Below are 22,430 nucleotides of genomic sequence, written 5' to 3' on the forward strand. Positions count from 1 at the left end.
ACGCTTTCTCTATGATTTACTGAGAATTCCGTCATTTAACTCAGGAGCATGGGATGCCTGTTTTACAGTGGAGCCTGTTGTTTCTGCTATCGCTCCTTCTTTCCCTGTTCTTCCTGTTGATACATCTCCCAGGCGCATTGCTGCTCGGTTCGATGATCGTCGGTATCATTTTCAGTATGCGCGGGATCTCCCTGCACCCTCCCCGCTGCACATTTCTTGCCGCGCAGGCCGTTCTCGGCTGTATGATTGCGCAAAACCTCACAGGATCTATTTTAACCACGCTTGCGGCACACTGGCCGATGGTAATTGTCATCCTGCTGGTAACCCTCATTAGCAGCGCGGTAATCGGCTGGCTGCTGGTTCGCTACAGCAATCTACCAGGGAACACCGGCGCGTGGGGTTCATCACCTGGTGGGGCAGCCGCGATGGTTGCGATGGCGCAGGATTATGGCGCTGACATCCGCCTGGTTGCCTTTATGCAGTATCTGCGGGTACTGTTGGTGGTCGGCGCTGCCGCGCTGGTAACCCGATTTGTCATGGGCGATCAGGCGCAAACGGTCGGTCAGCAAATCGTCTGGTTTCCACCGCTGAGTATTAATCTGTTGAGCACCATCTTGCTGGCCGCAGTTGCCGGTATAGCCGGGCGCTTACTGCGTATTCCCTCTGGCGTCATGCTCCTGCCTATGCTGGCGGGCGCACTGCTGAACGCAGGTGGTGTGATGGTAATTGAACTGCCGGAATGGCTACTGGCGATAGCGTATATGGCCATCGGCTGGCAAATCGGCCTGGGTTTTGACAAGCAGATCTTTTTAATGGCGCTGCGCCCTTTGCCGCAGATCCTGTTGTCCATTTTTTCACTGATGGCGATCTGCGCCGCTATGGCCTGGGGTCTGGCGCATTACATGCAAATCGATTTTCTCACCGCCTATCTGGCGACCAGCCCAGGTGGCGTGGATTCCGTCGCGGTAATTGCCGCAGGCAGCCACGCCGATATGGCGCTAATCATGGCGATGCAAACCCTGCGGCTGTTCAGTATCTTATTGACCGGTCCGGCGGTGGCGCGGTTTATCTCAGCGCATGCGCCAAGACAGCCTACCTAATGCTGGCAGCCCGGACACCAGTAAAACGGTCGCGAGGAAAGTGTCGTTTTCTCGATGATCCCACCACAGCGCTCACAGGCTTCTCCGTCCCGGTGAAAAACCTTAAAGCGAAACAGCGCCCCGTGATGCTTGTTCTCATCCGCCAGCCCACGGGTGTTGTAGGACAGACGAGGAATATCAAGCAGCGCATGCGCCAGTGCATCCAACTGTTCATCGCTAATCTGTGACGCTTTATGTTGCCCGGTCAACCCCACCAGCCAGAGAATTTCTACCCGCAGATAGTTACCTAATCCCGCGAGAAATGCCTGATCCAACAACAGACCGGAAAACTGGCGATTACGAAAACGGGATGAAAGCAGACGTGCTTTAACGTCATCGGGCGTTAAACGTACATCCAGTACGTCAGGCCCAACCCGCTGCAGGAACGGATGGGTGGTAAGCTGCTCTGGCGTCAGCATCTCGATATCAGACGCGCTATACAGCAGGATAGTTTTATCCTCTGTTTGCAGCCTGACGCGCAGCACCCGCGTGGTTTGCGGAATGTTGCCGGTATTGACCACTCGCCACACGCCGTAAAGCTGATTGTGGCTGTACAGCGTCAGGCCATTGGAAAAATGGGTCAGCAAGGCTTTCCCCCGCGTTTCAAGCTGGGTAACACTCTGCCCGATGAGTTGGGATTGATACGGTTTTAACTGCTCAAAGGCAAACCAGACATCCGTCAGGGGTTTGCCTTTGACTGCCGCCTCCAGGTTATCCGCCGCGCGGCGGATCTCCGGGCCTTCAGGCATAATACTGTCCTTTGTTAGTGTGTTGCACCGCCCGTCACCGCAATATCGCTGTTCACCTGCAATGCAGTGTCAATGGCAATTTCCAGCGCCCGGCGCACCGTTTCGCTCGCCATACTTGGCGCTCCGGGGTGCGCGGCGGCCTGTTGTGGCAGATAAGGAATATGGATAAAACCGCCCTTCACCGCCGGGGCGTCGCGTAGTTTATGCAGCAGGCCATACATCACGTGGTTACACACGAAAGTGCCAGCGGTCTGGGAAACCGAGGCCGGAATTCCCGCGTTGCGCATCGCCATCACCATCGCTTTGATCGGCAGCGTGCTAAACCATGCTGCCGGGCCCTCGGCGACAATCGGCACATCTACCGGTTGTTGACCTTGATTGTCCGCGATACGCGCATCGTCCACGTTGATCGCCACACGCTCAACGGTAATATCGGTACGACCTCCTGCCTGCCCCACCGCCAGCACCAACGACGGTGACAGCGCGTCAATCGCGGCATTAAGTACGGCCAGAGACTCGCCAAACACACATGGTAGCTGACGCGCAACGACGCGGCACCCGGCGATGATAGCATTGTCGAGCCCGGAGACCACTTCCCAGGAAGGGTTAACTGACTCGCCGCCAAAGGGTTCAAATCCGGTGATTAAGACCGTTTTCATCCTTCCTCCTTACAAGAACATCAGGAAATACATCAGGAACACGTTAACCAGCAACAACAGTATGCCGGTTGGCACCTGCGCCTTAATCACCGCGTTTTTATCCGGTAACTCCAGCAGGGCTGCAGGCACGATGTTAAAGTTCGCTGCCATCGGCGTCATCAATGTCCCGCAATAGCCGGAAAACATGCCAATAGCCGCCATCACCGCGGGATTACCACCATGCTGCAACACAAGAATTGGAATACCGATCCCGGCGGTCACAATCGGGAAAGCAGCAAACGCATTGCCCATCACCATGGTCAGCAATGCCATGCCGATGGTGTACACCGCCACGGCGATAAAACGGCTATCTACCGCGAGGTATTCCTGGGTCAGGTATGAAATGCCGCTGCCCACCCCTGCAGCCGTAAACAGCAGCCCGAGCGTCGCCAGAATTTGCGGCAGGATGAACGCCCAACCGATGGAGTCCAGCAGACGACGGGCTTCCTGAATGGGCTGATGGACGCGCTCATGGGTCATTTTTATCGCCATTGCCAGACCAATCAGCGAACCTGCGGTCATCGAAAACAGCGTGACCAGTGTGGCGTGATTCCCTGGCCCAAACAGCGCATCCTGCAAGCCCGGAATATGATTAAACATCAGTACACCGATAACGGTCACCACCGGAATAGCCAGCGCCGGGAAAAACAGGCGATTACCCAGTCGACTGGCGCTTTCTTCACGCTGTTGTTGTGTACGCTGATGGTAGCTGCCCAGCTTCACGCCGCCAAAACCGGCGATCAGCGCCAGGACAACCACCGCAACACCGACGGCAATATGCACCGCGCGTTTGTCGCCAAACAGTGAGTACGTCCAGTCGCCAAGCAGGAACAGCACACCATACAGTCCCCAAAACAGCCCCGTGCTCAGACGGCGTGGGTTCGCTTTGTCCTGCCATGACATCACCGCCACAATCAACAGTACCGCACCCGCCAGCCAGTAGAGATAGCTTTGCTGAAAATTCATTGCGCTGCTCCTTTCGCTGCCGCATTGGCTTTCGCCACCTCACGCTGCAGATAGTTATCCAGACGCCACAAGCGCGTACCGTGGATCAAGAAGGCGCAAATTGCCGTTGGGATCCCCCACAAAGCAATATGCAGTGGCTCGGTCTGGATCCCACCGGACTCCAGCATAAAGTTGTGCATGAAAATGATTGCCCCAAAGGCAACGAAGATGTCTTCACCGAAAAACAGACCAACGTTGTCAGTCGCCGCAGACATTGCACGCAGGCGATAACGCACGGCCCCCGGCAATTCCCCGTGGTTTTTCTCCGCTGCCCCTTCAGCCATCGGGGCTAATAACGGACGTACCATCTGAGGATGCCCACCCAGGCTGGTCAAGCCCAGCGCGGCGGTCGCTTCACGAATAAACAGATAGACAATCAGCAGACGACCACTGGTGGCGCTGCGGATTTTCGCGATCCACGCCTGGGCACGCTCTTTCAGACCGTGACGTTCCAGCAGACCAATGACTGCCAGCGGAATCAGCAGTATAAACGGCAGGTTGCGGGTGTTGAGAAAGCCTTCACCCAGCTTTTCGAGAATAGTGGCGATTGGCATATGCGCTGCCAGCCCGGTGACGATCCCGGCAACGATAACCACCAATACCGGGTTAAAACGTAAAAGAAATCCGACCACGATGACGGCGATCCCCGTCAATGGCCAGAGAGAAATAGCCTCTCCCATAATTAAATCCTTTATGTTGTTGTGTAATATCTTATTGTTTTGTATGAATAAACTTACGTGCTAATTTGAATATTGCATGCATTAAAGGCGCTGCGCAAACGACGGGCAAAAGCGAGTGCGTGCTCACCATCCCCGTGAATGCATACCGTCTGCGCGGTTACGCTTGCCCATGTTCCACTGTGACTTTTTACTCTCCCGGACTGCACCATTTCTAACGTTTGCGCCAGCGCCTGCTCTTCGTCTTCGATCAGTGCACCTGGCTGACTACGCGGAACCAGACTACCATCAGCCTGATACCCCCGATCTGCAAAAACCTCCTGACGCGTCACCAGGCCATAATGTTCTCCGGCACGGATCAACTCACTTCCCGCCAGCCCTACCAGTATCAATGACGGATCGCAGGCATAAACCGCTCTGGCTATCGCATCGGCCAGCACAGGATCTTTTGCGGCCTGGTTATAAAGCATGCCGTGCGGTTTGACATGACGCATCACGCCGCCCTCAGCGCGCGTGATGGTCGCCAGCGCACCAATTTGATACAGCGTTTGCGCATAAACCGTTTCCACAGGCAGGGTCATGGCGCTACGACCAAAATTTTCCCGATCCGGAAAGCTCGGATGCGCGCCTATTGCCACGCCATTTTTTAGCGCTTCGCGCACGCTTAAGAGCATGGTCTGCGCATCACCGGCGTGAAACCCACAGGCAATATTGGCCGATGACACCAGTTGGAGCAGCATCGCGTCGTTCGCACAGCCTTCGCCGAGATCTGCATTCAAATCAATTTTCATCGTTAAGTCGCCATGCTAATTGTTCCAGATAGCGCTGCTGATCGTGACGCGCCTTCAACGCCTCTTCCAGCGAGCACTGAACAAAGTGAATCGGTTGTCCAAGAGGGATCTGCGCAAGGTGATACATATCCGCCTCGATGATACAGGCGATACGCGGATATCCGCCCGTGGTCTGGGCATCGTTCATCAGTACAATTGGCTGCCCGTTATGCGGGACCTGTACCACGCCGGGGAGCAAACCGTGTGACAACATCTCGCGGTCCGTCGCGCGTGTCAGTGGCTGCCCCTGCAGGCGATACCCCATACGGTTACTCTGTGGGCTCAGTCGCCACGGCGATCGCCAGAACGATGCCTGCGATGCCTCGTCAAATTCCTGATATTCAGGTCCGGGCAGCGCACGAATGTGGTTGCCCCACATCAACTGTTTTACCCCTTGTGGGCCATTGAATTGTCGTGTTGAAACGCCAATCGCCAACTTATCGCCATCACGTAACAAACGTCCTTCAAACCCGCCAATACCAACTTTCAAATCGGTACTGCGCGATCCCATAACGTCGGGAACATCAATACCGCCCGCCACCGCCAGGTAACTGCGCATACCATGATGCGGGTGTTTTAATGACAGGCGTTGTCCGGCTTTAACCGGCAGCCGCCAACCGCTCCATACCGGAGTACGATCCAAATGCGCTTCGCATCCCGCGCCGGTCAAGGCAAACCAACCATCCGCGTCAAACTCCACCACCAGCTGACCCAACGTGACTTCCAGCGCAGCAGCATTCGCATCATTTCCTACCAGCAGATTAGCGACGTTCAATGCCGGTTTGTCCAACGCGCCGCAGTGACTTATCCCTGACTGACGAAAGCCATGACGCCCCCCATCCTGTACGGAGGTGTACAGGCCAGCACGAATGATGTTTAACATACGCCCTCCTTCTGCGGGACAAAACGTACAGTATCTCCAGCCCGTAACAGGATCGGCTCCTCGCGCTGCGGATCAAAAAGCTTAACGGCGGTACGTCCTATCAATTGCCACCCGCCGGGCGTTGCAATCGGGTAGATACCGGTTTGTGACCCGCCGATCCCCACCGACCCTGCCGGAACAAGTAAGCGCGGTTCGGCTCGTCTTGGTGTATGCAATGGTTCCGGTAAGCTCCCAAGATAGGGAAATCCCGGCTGAAACCCTAAAAACCAGACGACATAATCAACTGACGCATGCAATTCAACGACCTGCTTGTCGCTCAAACCACTGTGCCGGGCGACTTCGGCCAGATCGGGCCCGTATTCGCCGCCATAGATAACGGGGATTTCGACAAAGCGCGAATCCGGCTCCATCGCCTCGCTCTCTTCCCACCAACGTTGCAGGCGTTCAATGGCATCCAGCGCCAGCGTCTGCGGGGAATTCAGGATCACCGTGATATTGTTCATTCCCGGAATGGCTTCAAGTACATTCGGAGCATCAGCCAGACGCTGGGCCAGACGCCAGATGCGTTTCTGAGTTGCCAGCGTAATCGGCGGTTCCAGCTCCAGAACCACCGCGGTTTCACCTAACAGATAACAACGCGCTCGCTGCACTTTCGTCCCTCTTTATCAGGCTGGGTTAGGGATGTCGACGAACGTCACATCCAGATCGGTATTTTCATTCAGCCATTCGCTCAATGCACGAATACCGCCGCGTTCGGTAGCATGGTGACCGGCAGCATAGAAATGCAGTCCCTGCTCGCGGGCAGAGTGAATGGTTTGTTCAGAAACTTCCCCGGTAATAAAAGCATCAACACCAAAGCGGGCTGCGGTATCAATGAAACTTTGACCGCCCCCCGTACACCAGGCAACACGCTGAACGTTTTCAGGCCCGGTATCACCGCACCATAACGGTTTACGTCCCAGACGCGCTTCAATCCAGGATGCCAGTTCCAGCCCAGGAACCGGCATAGAGAGTTCCCCCCACGGTACCAGAGGCTCTATCTCCCCCATCACCGTGATCCCCAAGAGCGCGGCCAGCTGTGCGTTATTCCCCAGTTCGGGGTGGGCATCCAACGGCAGATGCCAGCCATACAGGTTGATGTCATTTTCCAGCAGCGTTTTCAGACGCCGGCGCTTCATGCCACGAATAACCGGAGATTCGCCTTTCCAGAAATAACCATGATGAACGATGACCGCATCGGCCCCAAGGCGAACAGCCTCATCCAGTAATGCCTGGCTTGCGGTTACGCCGGTCACGATTTTTTGCACCGTTTCTTTGCCCTCAACCTGCAAACCATTCGGTGCATAGTCGCTTATGGCTGCGCTGTTCAGCTTGTCGTTAATCAGTTGTTCCAGCTCGGTGTTTTTCATCATCGTCCTCGTTGTCATAAATTCTGCCTGCCCAATCAGCAACACAGCTTCAGTTAAAATAGCGTCCTCATCTCCGTTCGTCGATAGCCATTTCGCTGACACATCAAGAAACAATCACGCGGCCTGTAAACGTAAATTGCTTACCACCATGAGATTTTATTCATGTATATTTATGCAATCAGACAGCATATTGCAAAAATAATCAGATCTGTATCAAAGTTACAACTTTAAGGAAACACACTCACACGGCACGTTCCTCCCGTCGTGAGGCATTTACTTCGAGAAAATAATGAATAAACAAGCATCTCAGCCGCGCGCGATTTATTACGTCGTCGCGCTGCAAATTTGGGAATACTTCAGTTTTTATGGCATGCGTGCACTGCTGATCCTGTATCTCACTAACCAGCTTAAGTACAACGATAATCACGCGTATGAACTGTTCAGTGCTTACTGTTCGCTGGTGTATGTCACGCCTATTCTCGGGGGATACCTGGCGGATAAAGTGCTCGGTAACCGCATGGCGGTAATGATTGGCGCATTTTTGATGGCAGTGGGACATCTGGTCCTGGGCGCCAGTGAAATGGCTCCGGTGTTTCTCTATTTATCTCTGGCCATTATTGTCTGTGGCTACGGTTTGTTTAAATCCAACATCAGTTGCCTGCTGGGTGAATTGTATAAACCAGAAGATCCGCGCCGTGACGGCGGGTTCTCTCTGCTCTATGCCGCCGGTAACATTGGTTCAATTATTGCCCCTATCGCCTGCGGCTATGTGCAGGAAGAGTACAGTTGGGCAATGGGCTTTGCGCTGGCTGCTATCGGTATGCTGGCCGGGCTGGTCATTTTCTTATGCGGGAATCGTCATTTCGCTCACACCACCGGCGTCAATAAAGCCGTGCTGTGTGCCAAATCGCTCATTCTGCCGAACTGGGCCTGGCTGCTGGTTCTGCTGGTCGCCGCACCGCTTTTAATTACCGTCCTGTTCTGGAAAGAGTGGTCCGTGTACGCGCTGATTGTCGCCACCGTCATTGGTTTGGCTGTTCTGGCAAAAATTTACCGTCAGGCGCAAACGCAGAAACAGCGTAAAGAGCTGGGGCTTATCGTCACGCTGACCTTCTTCAGCTTGTTGTTCTGGGCCTTTGCACAGCAGGGTGGTAGCTCCATCAGCTTGTATATCGACCGTTTTGTTAATCGCGACGTGATGGGATATTCAGTCCCTACTGCCATGTTTCAGTCGGTAAACGCCTTCGCCGTTATGTTGTGCGGTATCGTGCTGGCCTGGGTGGTCAAAGAAAGCGTGAGTGGCAATCGTACCGTTCGTATCTGGGGTAAGTTTGCTCTCGGTCTGGGGTTAATGAGTGCGGGTTTCTGTATTCTGACCTTAAGCGCCCGTTGGTCCGCAGCTTACGGCCACTCTTCCATGCCGCTGATGGTATTGGGGCTAGCGGTCATGGGCTTTGCCGAACTGTTTATCGACCCTGTCGCCATGTCACAAATTACGCGCATTGAGATCCCAGGGGTAACCGGCGTATTAACCGGCATCTATATGCTGCTTTCCGGGGCCATTGCCAACTACCTGGCGGGTGTGATTGCCGACCAGACATCACAGGGCGCGTTTGATGCTTCCGGTGCTATCAACTATTCCATCAACGCCTATATTGATGTCTTTAGCGAAATTACCTGGGGCGCGCTGGCCTGTGTGGCGTTGGTGCTGATGATTTGGCTGTACCAGTCGCTTAAGTTCAGAAACCGTCCGCTGGCGGTAGAATCCTGAGTGTAAGGGCCCGATGATGTAATACTATTCGGGCCTGTTTTTTCGGGTAATTACGCATAACTTGCAGCGAGTTCCTCTTCAGTAAGCCCCGTCACTAGTAGTACCATTGCGCGATCTATTCCCTGCTCCAGCATAGTTTGCGCTATACGTAATGCAGCTTCTCGCTTTCCTACTTCTTTGCCTTGTTGTAGCCCTTGTTGTAAACCTTCCTGTAATCCATCTAACCGTAACCGCTCCGCAATAGTCATCAGCCTCTCCTTATGTTGGGGGATCCGTTGTGCCATCTCTTGCATAAACTCATTAAAGCGAGATTCATCGCCGGATCGTAGGATGTAATTAAACATCGCCTGCAGTTGCGTGTCATTAGCGCATCCGGTAAGTAGTAGCGTGGTCAGTTGCTCTACCAGCCCCATCAAATCCCGCTGACGGATATGTTTTTGCATTAATTCCAGCAGCGCCATTCGCCTGTGAGCCATGATCTCATCATCGGGTACCACCGTTATGTCTACCAACGGAAATGCGCTGGAATAAAGCTGTCTTGCCGCCACGGGGTCGGCAAAGGCATCCAGCCAGCACAATGAGTACGGATAGGGGCTTCGGCAGCCATGATAAAACAGCATCGGTATCACCAGCGGCAGTTCCTTGTGCCCTGCGTCCAGATGGCGCTGCATCGCCGCTAGCGCATAACGCAACAGACGAAAAGCCATATGTGGCTCGGCTGAACTTTGATGCTCTATCACCACATAGACATAACCGTCACCGTTGCGTGTGTGCAAAGACCAGAGCACGTCGGAGTAGCGCGAACGTAAATCCGCTTCAATAAAGCTTTCTGACTCCAGTTGCAGCGAATTCAAATCGCAAAGCATCCGCAGTTCAGCTGGCAGGTGAATGTCGAGAAAATCTCGTGCAGTTTCGGGATGATGTAAAAACGTTTTAAACACCGCATCATGCGGGGTGGAGGTCGTTGGCGTTGTCATTAATTTCCGTCATTTTCATTCAGATGACGGAAATTTACTGCTGAGAGAAAACTTGTGCAGCAGGGTATTCACGGTACTGAGCGCACGCTTCAGCGCTAAAATCACCCGACTGCAACATGTTCATTCTGTTGGAAGGTATTACGCAAAATCCACCATGCCTTTACCCTTTACGCGCCGCCTCATATGCCGACAGCGTCGCCAGCCTTGCCTGTTTATGATCGACAATCGGACGAGGATAGTTGAGCGTCACCTGCATTTTCTCCGCCCACGGCCACGGGTCATGAATGGCTTTACCCGGCACGTCGTGCAGTTCCGGCACCCACTGGCGGATAAACTCACCGTCATGGTCGAATTTTTCGCCCTGCGTCGTGGGGTTAAAGATCCGGAAATACGGTGCTGCGTCGGTTCCGGTTGAGGCTGCCCACTGCCAGCCGCCGTTATTGGCCGCGAGGTCACCATCAATCAGTTGCGACATGAAATATTGTTCGCCTTTACGCCAGTCAATCAGCAGGTCCTTCACCAAAAAACTGGCCGCAATCATGCGTAAACGATTATGCATCCAGCCCGTGGCGTTGAGCTGACGCATCGCCGCATCCACAATAGGGTAACCCGTACTACCCGTTTTCCAGGCCTGCAAATGCATCGGATTATTCTGCCATTGCACGCGATCGGTCCAGCGAATAAAGGGCTGATGCCGACAAAGTGCGGGATAGTACGTCAGTAGATGGCGGTAAAATTCGCGCCAGATGAGCTCGTTTAGCCAAACGCTCCCGGAGCCTCCCTCTAGCGCCTGCGGTTGCTCGACTAACAAACGGTGCAGACACTGACGCGGTGATAACCCACCGGTGGCAAGGCTTGCCGACAACCGGCTGGTGCCTTCATTTGCCGGGAAATCACGTTGTTGCTCATATTCTGCCGCGCCCTGCTGGCAAAACTGACGTAATTGCGCGATAACCGATTTTTCTTCTACCGGGAAAAGCGCCACATCAAAATCCTGCTGTGGATAATTGAGCGTAATTGGCGTTGATGGGGGGGGAATTGCGCCGCTTTCGCGGGCTTTTGGTGCCGCAACACACTCCGGGATACTGTCTTTTAACCGCTTCAGCCAGGCATTTTTAAACGGTGTAAAGACTTTATACATCTCATGATTCCCGGTCATTACCGCGCCCGGTGCCAGGATTACGCTATCGTCAAAACCCTCACAGACCACCTGCGATAATGATTTTTCAACCTGAGCATCGCGCTGGCGTTCGTTGATTTCGTACTGATAGTTATAAAACAGTCGGCTAACGTCATGCAGTGCGCAGACATTTTTGACTATCTCTACGCTGGCTGTGAAATCCCCGACGTCATAAACCAGCAGCGGGATGCCTTTTTCTGCCAGCGCCGTCTGCAGCGCATTCAACTGCTTGCCGACAAACGCCGCCTGACGCGGTGACATATCATGCGCTTTCCACTGTGCGGGCGTGGCAATATATAACGCCAATACCCGTGCCGAACGATCCCGACATGCCGCTGCCAGCGCAAGATTGTCATGCAAACGTAAATCTCGCCGAAACCAGACCAGATGAGTGGTCATAAAACTCCCAAATAAAAATTAAGCTTTGCCGTGTAAACGCAGAATCGCAGGCCAGAGTTCAAAGTAACGTTGCCCGGACAACCAACTGTTCGGGTGCTCCGTCATATAGTGTTGGAGGAGCATCAATGGCGCAAGCAGCGGCTGCATCTCACGTCGATAGTTATCGATTATTGAGGTCAGTTCCTGACGTTGACGAAGATTGAGCTGGTTACGGAAATAGCCCTGCACATGCATCAGGACATTGGTATGGTTGCGTCGGGTCGCGTTATTAAACAACAGATGAATCAACCGTAAACGGTACTCCGTATAAAAAGCATCGAGGCTTGCCCATTCGTGGATTGCGGCAACAAAAGGGCCGAGCTCACGATACTCCGGTTGGGAGTGTGCCAGTAACACCAGCTTGTAACGGGTGTGAAAATCAATCAATGCGCCACGTGATAATCCGCTCTGGCGCAGTCGGTGCAATTCATGCAAGGCATAAATACGTACCAGCGTATTCTCGTCAAACAGAAATTTATCGTTCGCTTCTGCGGTCAGACAGGCGCGGACACCAACAGGAACTCTCTTGCTCATCGCCACTCCTTATCCGTTACACAGGTAAGTGTAGACTGCGACGTATAAAAAAACCGCCACATTGCTGTTGGCGGTTTTTTTGAGCCTGAACGGTAACTTAGTAGAAATCGCAGGTGGCTTTTTCAGCCTGCTCCATCCACACCGGCTTATCACTGGTTTTCGACCAGACGCGATGCAGGTAGCTGTAAAAACGGGCACGGTCTTTCCAGAACAGCATGACCGGCAGCGCCAGAACACCAGCCAGTACGGCAAAGGTACGGCGCAAGAAAACAATGTGTGCTGGATATTCTTTATAAAAGTCCATAATCCTCTCCCATATATCTGTTCGGTGAATCGCACCGGAAAATAAACTTGGTTAACTGATGAAAATAATACCGCCTTGTGTGTAATTTTGCTACTCATCCGACCACTTATTTTTATCTATTGATGCTCCGTTTAACGTAAATTCGTAATTAAGTTACATAAAGGTTAAATTAATACTAATCATTAGTTAAATAATGGTCTTTGCCATTTTTATACTTTTTTTACACCCCGCCCGCAGATTTTTGCAAAATCTTTGCAACCAAAAACCTACGCTCTGGTTATCACATTTATGCCACTGGAGGTGCACTGTGAGTGCAGGCGTGATAACCGGCATTGTGCTGGTCTTTTTGTTACTGGGTTATCTGGTGTATGCCTTGATTAATGCGGAGGCGTTCTGATGGCAGCGCAAGGATTTTTACTCATCGCCAGTTTCCTGCTGGTGCTGTTTGTTCTCGCCAGGCCGCTGGGCTTTGGGCTGGCGCGTCTTATCAACAACACATCCTTACCCGGCCTTGCCGGCGTTGAGCGTGTGCTGTGGCGTGGGCTGGGTATTTCGCAGCAGGAAATGACCTGGCTGCACTATTTGCTGGCGATCCTCGCACTTAATATCCTCGGCCTGCTGATACTGTTTGCGATGTTAATGGCGCAAAACCTGCTGCCGCTGAATCCACAACAGTTACCGGGGCTATCGTGGGATCTCGCGCTCAATACCGCTGTTAGTTTTGTGACCAACACCAACTGGCAGTCCTATGCGGGTGAAACCACTTTAAGCTACTTCAGCCAGATGGCCGGCCTGACCGTGCAGAATTTCCTGTCTGCGGCGACCGGTATTGCGGTGATCTTTGCCCTGGCTCGCGCCTTTACGCGCCAGAGTATGAACACGCTGGGCAACGCCTGGGTGGATCTGGTCCGCATTACGCTGTGGATATTGCTGCCGATTTCTCTGCTCATCGCGCTGTTTTTCATCCAACAAGGTGCGCTGCAAAACCTGCTGCCTTATCAGGCGATCACCACGCTCGAAGGGACAAAACAACTGCTACCGATGGGACCTGTCGCCTCACAAGAGGCCATTAAGATGCTCGGTACCAACGGCGGCGGCTTTTTTAATGCCAACTCCTCACATCCGTTTGAAAACCCAACCGCACTGACCAACCTGGTCCAGATGCTGGCAATCTTCTTAATTCCCACGGCGCTGTGTTTCGCCTTCGGCGACGTCGTGGGCGATCGCCGACAGGGACGCACCCTGCTGTGGGCTATGTCGCTTATTTTTGTTGTTTGCGTGGCGGTTGTAATGTGGGCCGAAGTGCAGGGTAACCCGCATCTGATGGCGTTTGGCGCAGACAGCAATATCAACATGGAAGGTAAAGAGAGCCGCTTTGGCGTGCTGGTCAGTAGTCTGTTTGCAGTCGTCACGACAGCCGCATCCTGTGGCGCAGTCATTGCTATGCACGACTCCTTCACTGCGCTGGGCGGCATGGTACCGATGTGGTTGATGCAGATTGGCGAAGTGGTCTTCGGCGGCGTGGGGGCTGGGTTGTACGGCATGCTGTTGTTCGTGCTGCTGGCGGTCTTTATTGCCGGACTGATGATTGGTCGCACGCCGGAATATCTGGGTAAAAAAATCGATGTCCGCGAAATGAAAATGACCGCGCTGGCGATTCTGGTTACCCCCGCGCTGGTTCTGCTTGGGACAGCGATAGCCATGATGAGCGATGCCGGGCGTAGCGCCATGCTCAATCCCGGGCCGCATGGTTTTAGCGAAGTGCTGTATGCCGTGTCGTCCGCCTCGAACAACAACGGTAGCGCCTTCGCCGGGTTAAGCGCCAACAGCCCGTTCTGGAACTGCCTGCTGGCCTTATGCATGTTCTTCGGCCGCTTCGGCGTCATTATCCCGGTGATGGCGATTGCCGGTTCACTTGTTGGTAAAAAGAGCCAGCCAGCAAGTCCCGGCACGCTACCTACCTACGGTGCGCTGTTTGTTGGGTTGTTGATCGGTACCGTGTTGCTGGTTGGCGCCCTCACCTTTGTTCCTGCGCTGGCGCTTGGCCCGGTAGCAGAATACCTCTCTTTACGTTGAGTGATGCGGAGCACATGACTATGAGTCGCAAGCAACTGGCGCTGTTCGAACCTTCTCTGGTCGCACAAGCGCTGATGGACGCCGTGAAAAAATTAAGTCCACATACTCAGTGGCGTAACCCGGTGATGTTTATCGTCTGGCTGGGCAGCCTGCTGACCACCCTGTTAACGGTGGCGATGGCGACAGGCCATATGTCAGGTAATCCACTGTTTACCGGCGCGATAAGCCTCTGGCTATGGGTGACTGTTCTGTTCGCTAACTTTGCGGAAGCGCTGGCTGAAGGGCGTAGTAAAGCGCAGGCCAACAGCCTGAAAGGGGTTAAAAAAACCGCCTTTGCCCGCAAACTTCGTGAACCGAAATATGGTGCGCAAATGGATCACGTGCCAGCCGAAGAGTTACGTAAAGGGGATATCGTGCTGGTGGAAGCTGGCGATATTATCCCGTGTGACGGCGAAGTTATCGAAGGCGGCGCCTCGGTGGATGAAAGCGCCATTACCGGTGAGTCCGCGCCTGTAATCCGTGAATCCGGCGGCGATTTTGCCTCCGTCACCGGCGGGACTCGCATCCTCTCCGACTGGCTGGTGATCGCGTGTAGCGTCAACCCCGGAGAAACATTCCTCGACCGAATGATTGCCATGGTTGAAGGCGCACAGCGGCGTAAAACGCCCAATGAAATCGCGCTGACGATCCTGCTGATTGCCCTGACTATCGTCTTTCTGCTGGCAACCGCCACGTTGTGGCCGTTCTCTGCCTGGGGCGGCAGTGCAGTCAGCATCACGGTATTGGTTGCGCTGCTGGTGTGTTTAATTCCTACGACGATAGGCGGGCTGCTCTCCGCGATTGGCGTCGCCGGGATGAGCCGCATGTTGGGTGCGAACGTCATTGCCACCAGCGGACGTGCAGTAGAAGCGGCGGGTGACGTGGATGTACTGCTGCTGGATAAAACCGGCACCATTACGCTGGGTAACCGCCAGGCTTCAGATTTTCTGCCCGCCCACGGCGTGGACGAAAAAACGCTGGCCGATGCCGCGCAGCTTTCATCCCTGGCCGATGAAACGCCGGAAGGCCGCAGCATCGTGATTCTGGCTAAACAGCGCTTTAATCTGCGTATACGCGACGTGCAATCGCTACACGCCACCTTTGTACCGTTTACCGCCCAAAGTCGGATGAGCGGGATCAACATCGACAACCGTATGATCCGCAAAGGGTCGGTCGATGCTATTCGTCGTCACGTCGAAGCCAACGGCGGCCACTTCCCCGCCGACGTTGAGCAGAAGGTCGAAAACGTCGCACGCCTTGGCGCTACGCCGCTGGTGGTTGCTGAAGGCTCCCACGTACTGGGTGTGATTGCCCTGAAAGATATCGTAAAAGGCGGGATTAAAGAACGTTTTGCCCAACTGCGTAAAATGGGGATCAAAACGGTGATGATCACTGGCGACAACCGTTTAACCGCCGCCGCAATCGCCGCGGAAGCCGGAGTGGATGACTTCTTAGCCGAAGCCACACCGGAAGCCAAGCTGGCGTTGATTCGTCAGTATCAGGCGGAAGGTCGTCTGGTGGCGATGACCGGCGACGGAACTAACGACGCACCAGCCCTTGCGCAGGCCGATGTGGCCGTTGCCATGAACTCCGGAACCCAGGCAGCGAAAGAAGCGGGCAATATGGTGGATCTCGACTCCAACCCCACCAAACTGATTGAAGTGGTGCACATTGGTAAACAGATGCTGATGACGCGTGGGTCGCTGACCACCTTTAGTATCGCCAACGACGTTGCGAAATATTTCGCCATCATCCCGGCTGCGTTCGCCGCAACTTACCCGCAGCTTAACGCACTGAACGTCATGCGACTGCATTCGCCGGATTCGGCGATCCTCAGCGCCGTCATCTTCAATGCGCTGGTCATCGTCTTCCTGATCCCACTGGCGCTGAAAGGCGTGAGCTATAAGCCGTTATCCGCTTCCGCGATGCTGCGCCGCAATTTGTGGATCTATGGTCTGGGTGGCCTGGTTGTGCCGTTTATCGGTATCAAAGTAATTGATTTACTGCTGACCCTGCTGGGTCTGGTGTGAGGTTTCAGATGAGTGGATTACGTCCTGCATTATCAACATTGCTTTTCCTGATGCTTATCACCGGCGGTGTTTATCCGCTGCTGACCACCGCGCTTGGGCAGTGGTGGTTCCCCCACCAGGCTAACGGGTCGCTTCTCCGCGAAGGTCAGATTGTTCGCGGCTCCAAGCTCATTGGGCAACAGTTTACCGCTGCCGGTTATTTTCAGGGACGCCCCTCAGCCACAGCGGAAATGCCCTATAATCCAATGGCTTCAGGCGGCAGTAATCTGGCAGCCAGCAACCCGGAACTGGATAAACAGCTGCAAAGCCGGATTGCCGCGCTGCGTGCCGCCAACCCGCAGGCAAATCCTGCCGTTCCGGTAGAGCTGGTAACAGCTTCCGCCAGCGGGCTGGATAACAACCTGACGCCAGCGGCAGTAGCCTGGCAAATCCCGCGCGTGGCGCAAGCCCGCAACCTCAGCGTTGAAGAGGTCACGCGCCTGGTTGCACAATACACGCAAAAGCCACTGGTCAGTTTTATCGGCCAACCGGTGGTGAACCTGGTGGAACTTAATTTAGCGCTGGATAAGCACTGAGAAAAAGGACATGCATAACGACCCCTTACGCCCCGACCCCGATCGCCTGCTGGAGCAGACCACCGCTCCGCACCGGGGAAAACTGAAAATTTTCTTCGGTGCCTGCGCAGGCGTGGGGAAAACCTGGGCCATGCTGGCGGAGGCCCAGCGACTGCGGTCGCAGGGGTTGGATGTGCTGATTGGCGTGGTGGAAACCCACGGGCGCAAGGAGACCGCCGCACTGCTTGACGGTCTCACCGTGCTGCCGTTGAAACGTCAGGCACACCGTGGGCGGCATATCAGCGAGTTCGATCTTGATGCCGCCCTCGCCCGCCGCCCGGCGCTGATTTTGATGGACGAACTGGCGCACAGCAATGCGCCAGGTTCACGCCACCCCCGCCGCTGGCAGGATATTGAAGAACTGCTGGAAGCCGGGATTGATGTTTTTACCACCGTTAACGTTCAGCACCTGGAAAGCCTGAATGATGTGGTCAGCGGCGTCACCGGTATTCAGGTTCGCGAAACCGTCCCCGATCCTTTTTTCGATGCCGCTGACGACGTGGTACTGGTCGATCTCCCTCCCGACGATTTGCGTCAGCGCCTGAACGAAGGCAAGGTCTATATTGCCGGTCAGGCAGAGCGTGCAATCGAGCATTTCTTCCGCAAAGGTAATTTGATAGCGCTGCGCGAACTGGCGCTGCGACGCACCGCCGATCGGGTGGACGATCAGATGCGTGCCTGGCGGGGGCGTCCGGGAGAAGAAAAAGTCTGGCATACTCGCGATGCCATTTTACTGTGTATTGGACACAACACCGGCAGCGAGAAACTGGTGCGAGCGGCTGCACGCCTGGCGGCGCGCCTCGGCAGCGTATGGCATGCAGTGTATGTCGAAACGCCAGCGCTGCACCGACTGCCCGAAAAACAACGCCGCGCAATTTTAAGCGCCCTGCGATTAGCCCAGGAGCTGGGGGCTGAAACGGCCACTCTCTCCGACCCTGCCGAAGATAAAGCGGTGATCCGCTATGCCCGTGAGCATAATCTGGGGAAAATTGTCCTCGGGCGTCCAACTACACGTCGCTGGTGGCGCAGCGACTCCTTTGCTGACAAGCTGGCCCATCGCGCACCGGATCTCGATCTGATGATTGTAGCCCTCGATGAGCCCCCTGCACGCCCTGTGCTGCAAACCGCAGATAACCGCACCTTTAAGGATAAATGGCGGGTACAAATCCAGGGTTGTGTGGTCGCTGCTGCATTGTGTGCTGTTACGACATTGATTGCCATGCAGTGGTTGGTTGCATTTGACGCAGCCAACCTGGTGATGCTCTATCTACTGGGCGTGGTGGTGATCGCCCTGTTCTACGGGCGCTGGCCATCGGTGGTGGCGACGTTTATCAACGTCGCCAGCTTTGATCTCTTCTTTATTGCGCCACGCGGCACGCTTGCCGTTTCCGACGTCCAGTACCTGCTTACCTTTGCCGTGATGCTAACGGTAGGTCTGGTTATCGGTAATCTGACCGCCGGGGTGCGTTATCAGGCCCGGGTTGCACGTTATCGTGAACAGCGTACGCGTCATTTGTATGAGATGTCGAAAGCACTGGCTGTAGGGCGCAGCCAACAGGATATCGCCGCCACCAGCGAACAGTTTATTGCCTCAACGTTCCAGGCCCGTAGCCAGGTTTTACTGCCCGGCGAGAACGGTAAGCTGGCCCCTCTCACCCATCAACAGGGCATGACGCCTTGGGATGACGCTATTGCCCAATGGAGCTTTGATAAAGGGCAACCCGCCGGCGCAGGCACTGATACCTTACCCGGCGTGCCGTATCAAATTTTACCGTTAAAAAGCGCCGACAAAACGCATGGGCTGCTGGTCGTGGAACCAGGAAATTTACGCCAGTTGATGATCCCCGAACAGCAACGCCTGCTGGAAACCTTCACTTTACTGGTCGCCAGTGCGCTGGAACGCCTGACGCTAACCGCCAGCGAAGAGCAGGCCCGGTTTGCCAGCGAGCGTGAAAGCATTCGCAATGCCCTGCTCGCCGCCCTTTCCCACGATTTACGCACACCGCTGACGGTGTTGTTCGGCCAGGCAGAAATCTTAACGCTGGATCTGGCAAGCGAAGGATCGCCGCACGCACGTCAGGCCAGCGAAATTCGCCAGCACGTCCTGAACACGACCCGACTGGTGAATAACCTGCTGGATATGGCGCGAATTCAGTCTGGCGGCTTTAATCTTAAGAAGGAGTGGTTAACGCTGGAAGAGGTGGTCGGCAGCGCCCTGCAGATGCTGGAGCCAGGTCTCTCTGCCCCGATAAATCTATCGTTACCAGAACCGTTGACATTGATTCACGTCGATGGCCCGCTCTTTGAACGGGTACTGATTAATCTGCTGGAAAATGCCGTCAAATACGCGGGCCCACAGGCGCAGATCGGTATTGATGCCAGCGTTGATGGCGAACACCTGCAACTGGACGTCTGGGATAATGGGCCGGGTGTTCCATCGGGTATGGAACAGCGCGTTTTTGACAAATTTTCTCGGGGAAATAAAGAGTCATCGGTGCCAGGCGTTGGGCTGGGGCTGGCAATTTGTCAGGCCATTGTAGACGTGCATGGCGGGACTATTTCTGTCCACAATCGCGCGCAGGGAGGAGCATGTTTTCGTGTTACACTGCCCCAGGAAATCCCCCCTGAACTTGAAGATTTTCATGAGGATATGTGACGAACGTACTGATTGTTGAAGATGAACAGGCCATTCGCCGCTTTCTACGCACCGCGCTGGAGGCCGATGGGCTACGTGTATTTGAAGCGGAAACGCTGCAACGTGGTCTGCTGGAAGCCGCCACGCGAAAACCCGATCTCATCATTCTCGATCTCGGCCTGCCGGATGGCGACGGCATTGATTTTATTCGCGACCTGCGTCAATGGAGCGCGATCCCGGTGATTGTGCTTTCAGCCCGCAGTGAGGAAAGCGATAAAATCGCCGCGCTGGATGTCGGAGCCGATGACTATCTCAGCAAACCTTTTGGTATTGGCGAGCTACAGGCGCGATTGCGTGTGGCATTGCGTCGCCACGCCAGCGGGACGTCTCCCGAACCGATCGTACATTTTTCTAATGTTAAAGTGGATATCGCCGCCCGCCTCGTACACCGGGGTGACGAAGAAATTCATTTGACGCCGATTGAGTTTCGCCTGTTAGCGGTATTGCTGAATAACGCCGGGAAGGTGCTGACGCAACGTCAGTTATTGAATCAGGTTTGGGGACCAAACGCCGTCGAACACAGTCACTATCTGCGTATTTATATGGGACACCTGCGCCAGAAGCTGGAACTGGACCCGGCCCGCCCGCGTCATTTTCTCACCGAAACCGGAATTGGCTATCGGTTTATGCCGTGAATATGCACTGAATAAAAAAGCCGGATCAGCTGATACGCTATCCGGCTTTTTCATCATTCATACCGGATGACGACGCTAGCGTCTTATCCGGCAGGTGATTTATGCGTTTTTCAACACTTCGCTGACAATCTCGACCGCTTCTTTCTCGATCTGCTTGCGGTGTTCCTCACCGAGGAAGCTTTCGCAGTAGATCTTGTAAGCATCTTCGGTACCAGAAGGACGCGCAGCAAACCAGCCGTTATCGGTCATCACCTTCAGGCCGCCAATCGATGCGCCGTTGCCCGGTGCCGCCGTCAGACGCGCGGTGATCGGGTCACCCGCCAGCGTACTGGCGCTCACCATTTCCGGAGACAGCTTAGACAACGCCGCTTTCTGCGCGGAGGTGGCCCCAGCCTGAATTCGGTTATAGCTCGGTGCGCCAAAGCGCGCCGCCAGTTCGTTGTAATGCTCTTGCGGGTTCTTGCCTGTCACTGCGGTAATTTCTGCCGCCAGCAGGCACATGATGATGCCATCTTTGTCGGTTGACCACGGTGTACCGTCGAAACGCAGGAAAGATGCCCCCGCGCTCTCTTCCCCACCAAAGCCAAAACTGCCGTCAAACAGACCGTCAACAAACCATTTAAAGCCAACCGGCACTTCAACCAGTTTACGCCCTAACTCATTCACTACACGGTCAATCATCGCCGATGACACCAGCGTCTTACCGACGGCAACATCTTTGCCCCACTGCGGACGATGCTGGAACAGGTAGTTGATCGCTACCGCCAGATAGTGGTTCGGATTCATCAGTCCAGCCGGTGTTACGATACCGTGGCGGTCATAGTCCGGGTCATTGGCAAATGCCAAATCGAATTTGTCACGCAGCGCCAGCAGACCGGCCATCGCGCACTCGGAGGAACAGTCCATACGAATGGCGCCGTCTTTATCGAGATGCATAAAGCGGAAAGTCTGGTCGACCTGATCGTTAACGAGGGTCAGATTCAGGTTGTAGTGCTGAGCGATACGTTTCCAGTATTCGATACCGGAACCACCCAGTGGATCAACGCCCAGCGTCAGACCCGCTTTCTGGATTGCCGCCATATCGACGATATCTGCCAGCCCTTCCACGAAGGGTTGAACCAGGTCTTGTTCTTTAACATGACCGGACGCCAGCGCAGCATCCAGCGGAATACGCTTCACGCCTTTCAGACCATCAGCCAACAGTGCATTAGCCCTGTCTTCTACGACTTTGGTGACGTTGGTATCTGCCGGGCCACCGTTTGGCGGGTTGTATTTAATTCCGCCGTCTTCTGGTGGGTTATGGGACGGCGTGATCACAATGCCGTCAGCCAGCGGGCCGCCTTTTTTGTTATGGACCAGGATAGCGTTCGATACAGCAGGGGTTGGCGTAAAGCCGTTATTTTCCTGCACGATGACGTCAACGCCGTTCGCCGCCAGCACTTCCAGTACAGAGATAAAAGCCGGTTCAGACAGCGCGTGGGTATCCTTGCCCACATAGCACGGGCCAGTAATCCCGTTTTTCGCACGTTCTTCAGCAATCGCCTGGGCGATAGCCAGAATATGCGACTCGTTAAAACTATGACGACCTGCACTGCCGCGATGTCCGGACGTACCGAACTTAACAGCGTGCTCAGCGTTCCCTGCCGTTGGTTTCAGTACATAGTACTGTGCCGTCAGTTGGGCGACGTTAATCAAATCACTCTGTTGCGCAGGTTGACCTGCACGATTGTGGATTGCCATTGCCTGG

The 22,430-nt window shown here is 54.6% G+C and carries 21 protein-coding genes; 8 read left to right on the forward strand and 13 right to left on the reverse strand.

The window, feature by feature from the left end:
* The first annotated feature begins 53 nt into the window (after positions 1 to 53).
* Positions 54 to 1,100, forward strand: a complete 1,047-nt coding sequence (locus G8S19_RS15655; RefSeq protein ID WP_048212257.1) for an AbrB family transcriptional regulator — start codon at positions 54 to 56, stop codon at positions 1,098 to 1,100.
* Here the strand turns inward: G8S19_RS15655 and nei are convergent.
* The 8 genes from nei to ybgI are packed head-to-tail and all read right to left on the reverse strand — an operon-like array spanning position 1,097 to position 7,390.
* Positions 1,097 to 1,888: an endonuclease VIII gene (nei, locus tag G8S19_RS15660; RefSeq protein ID WP_124021291.1), complete on the reverse strand. Its 792-nt coding sequence runs from the start codon at positions 1,886 to 1,888 to the stop codon at positions 1,097 to 1,099. The two genes, G8S19_RS15655 and nei, sit on opposite strands and share 4 nt — an antisense overlap.
* Positions 1,889 to 1,902: 14 nt before the next feature.
* Entirely contained in the window at positions 1,903 to 2,547 is a 645-nt protein-coding gene (gene pcp / locus G8S19_RS15665; RefSeq protein ID WP_101742404.1) for a pyroglutamyl-peptidase I, read from the reverse strand.
* Between the two features lie 9 nt (positions 2,548 to 2,556).
* The gene (locus G8S19_RS15670) at positions 2,557 to 3,552 is read right to left on the reverse strand and encodes a DUF979 domain-containing protein (protein ID WP_124021292.1); all 996 of its coding nucleotides are present in this window, start codon (positions 3,550 to 3,552) and stop codon (positions 2,557 to 2,559) included.
* Complete coding sequence (locus G8S19_RS15675) at positions 3,549 to 4,271, reverse strand: DUF969 domain-containing protein (protein WP_005122560.1); 723 nt, start codon at positions 4,269 to 4,271, stop codon at positions 3,549 to 3,551. Before G8S19_RS15675 ends, G8S19_RS15670 begins: the two co-directional genes overlap by 4 nt.
* A gap of 53 nt (positions 4,272 to 4,324) precedes the next feature.
* On the reverse strand, positions 4,325 to 5,059 hold the full coding sequence (gene pxpA / locus G8S19_RS15680; RefSeq protein WP_124021293.1) for a 5-oxoprolinase subunit PxpA: 735 nt from the start codon (positions 5,057 to 5,059) through the stop codon (positions 4,325 to 4,327).
* Complete coding sequence (gene pxpC / locus G8S19_RS15685) at positions 5,049 to 5,981, reverse strand: 5-oxoprolinase subunit PxpC (RefSeq protein ID WP_061067535.1); 933 nt, start codon at positions 5,979 to 5,981, stop codon at positions 5,049 to 5,051. The genes pxpA and pxpC overlap by 11 nt, the downstream gene beginning before the upstream one ends.
* The gene (gene pxpB, locus G8S19_RS15690; RefSeq protein ID WP_061067534.1) at positions 5,975 to 6,631 is read right to left on the reverse strand and encodes a 5-oxoprolinase subunit PxpB; all 657 of its coding nucleotides are present in this window, start codon (positions 6,629 to 6,631) and stop codon (positions 5,975 to 5,977) included. The genes pxpC and pxpB overlap by 7 nt, the downstream gene beginning before the upstream one ends.
* Positions 6,632 to 6,646: 15 nt before the next feature.
* Entirely contained in the window at positions 6,647 to 7,390 is a 744-nt protein-coding gene (gene ybgI / locus G8S19_RS15695; protein ID WP_105242157.1) for a radiation resistance protein YbgI, read from the reverse strand.
* A 289-nt stretch (positions 7,391 to 7,679) separates the two neighbouring features.
* On the opposite strand from ybgI, the gene dtpD reads away from it, so the two are divergent.
* Positions 7,680 to 9,161, forward strand: a complete 1,482-nt coding sequence (gene dtpD / locus G8S19_RS15700; protein ID WP_124021295.1) for a dipeptide permease DtpD — start codon at positions 7,680 to 7,682, stop codon at positions 9,159 to 9,161.
* A gap of 50 nt (positions 9,162 to 9,211) precedes the next feature.
* Here dtpD and G8S19_RS15705 read toward each other — a convergent pair whose 3' ends face one another.
* From G8S19_RS15705 to G8S19_RS15720, 4 genes are all read right to left on the reverse strand, one after another.
* A complete protein-coding gene (locus G8S19_RS15705; protein WP_101742405.1) occupies positions 9,212 to 10,138 on the reverse strand; it encodes an Rpn family recombination-promoting nuclease/putative transposase in 927 nt (308 codons plus the stop codon).
* Between the two features lie 160 nt (positions 10,139 to 10,298).
* Positions 10,299 to 11,717, reverse strand: coding sequence for a deoxyribodipyrimidine photo-lyase (phrB, locus tag G8S19_RS15710; protein ID WP_124021296.1), 1,419 nt, complete (start codon positions 11,715 to 11,717; stop codon positions 10,299 to 10,301).
* A gap of 18 nt (positions 11,718 to 11,735) precedes the next feature.
* Complete coding sequence (locus G8S19_RS15715) at positions 11,736 to 12,290, reverse strand: DUF1722 domain-containing protein (protein ID WP_048212269.1); 555 nt, start codon at positions 12,288 to 12,290, stop codon at positions 11,736 to 11,738.
* Positions 12,291 to 12,387: 97 nt separating this feature from the next.
* Positions 12,388 to 12,594, reverse strand: a complete 207-nt coding sequence (locus tag G8S19_RS15720; RefSeq protein ID WP_005122569.1) for a YbfA family protein — start codon at positions 12,592 to 12,594, stop codon at positions 12,388 to 12,390.
* 307 nt (positions 12,595 to 12,901) lie between these two features.
* Here G8S19_RS15720 and kdpF point away from each other — a divergent pair, with 307 nt between their 5' ends.
* From kdpF to kdpE, 6 genes are read left to right on the forward strand one after another with little or no spacing between them, the layout of a single operon-like run.
* Positions 12,902 to 12,991, forward strand: coding sequence for a K(+)-transporting ATPase subunit F (kdpF, locus tag G8S19_RS15725; RefSeq protein WP_001670793.1), 90 nt, complete (start codon positions 12,902 to 12,904; stop codon positions 12,989 to 12,991).
* A complete protein-coding gene (gene kdpA / locus G8S19_RS15730; protein WP_253685518.1) occupies positions 12,991 to 14,670 on the forward strand; it encodes a potassium-transporting ATPase subunit KdpA in 1,680 nt (559 codons plus the stop codon). Before kdpF ends, kdpA begins: the two co-directional genes overlap by 1 nt.
* 20 nt (positions 14,671 to 14,690) lie before the next feature.
* A complete protein-coding gene (kdpB, locus tag G8S19_RS15735) occupies positions 14,691 to 16,739 on the forward strand; it encodes a potassium-transporting ATPase subunit KdpB (RefSeq protein ID WP_253685521.1) in 2,049 nt (682 codons plus the stop codon).
* Between the two features lie 8 nt (positions 16,740 to 16,747).
* Positions 16,748 to 17,314 carry a potassium-transporting ATPase subunit KdpC gene (kdpC, locus tag G8S19_RS15740; RefSeq protein WP_061067529.1) on the forward strand — a complete coding sequence of 189 codons (567 nt, stop codon included), beginning with the start codon at positions 16,748 to 16,750 and terminating at the stop codon, positions 17,312 to 17,314.
* 10 nt (positions 17,315 to 17,324) lie between these two features.
* A complete protein-coding gene (kdpD, locus tag G8S19_RS15745) occupies positions 17,325 to 20,009 on the forward strand; it encodes a two-component system sensor histidine kinase KdpD (protein WP_253685524.1) in 2,685 nt (894 codons plus the stop codon).
* Positions 20,006 to 20,683 (forward strand): two-component system response regulator KdpE, encoded by a 678-nt coding sequence (kdpE, locus tag G8S19_RS15750; protein ID WP_124021299.1) that lies wholly within the window; start codon positions 20,006 to 20,008, stop codon positions 20,681 to 20,683. Before kdpD ends, kdpE begins: the two co-directional genes overlap by 4 nt.
* Before the next feature lie 99 nt (positions 20,684 to 20,782).
* On the opposite strand, the gene pgm is transcribed toward kdpE, so the two are convergent.
* A complete protein-coding gene (gene pgm, locus G8S19_RS15755; RefSeq protein ID WP_253685526.1) occupies positions 20,783 to 22,423 on the reverse strand; it encodes a phosphoglucomutase (alpha-D-glucose-1,6-bisphosphate-dependent) in 1,641 nt (546 codons plus the stop codon).
* Positions 22,424 to 22,430 lie beyond the last annotated feature (7 nt).

The organism is Citrobacter sp. SX206 (assembly GCF_024181025.1).
In the GTDB taxonomy this organism is placed as follows: domain Bacteria; phylum Pseudomonadota; class Gammaproteobacteria; order Enterobacterales; family Enterobacteriaceae; genus Citrobacter; species Citrobacter youngae.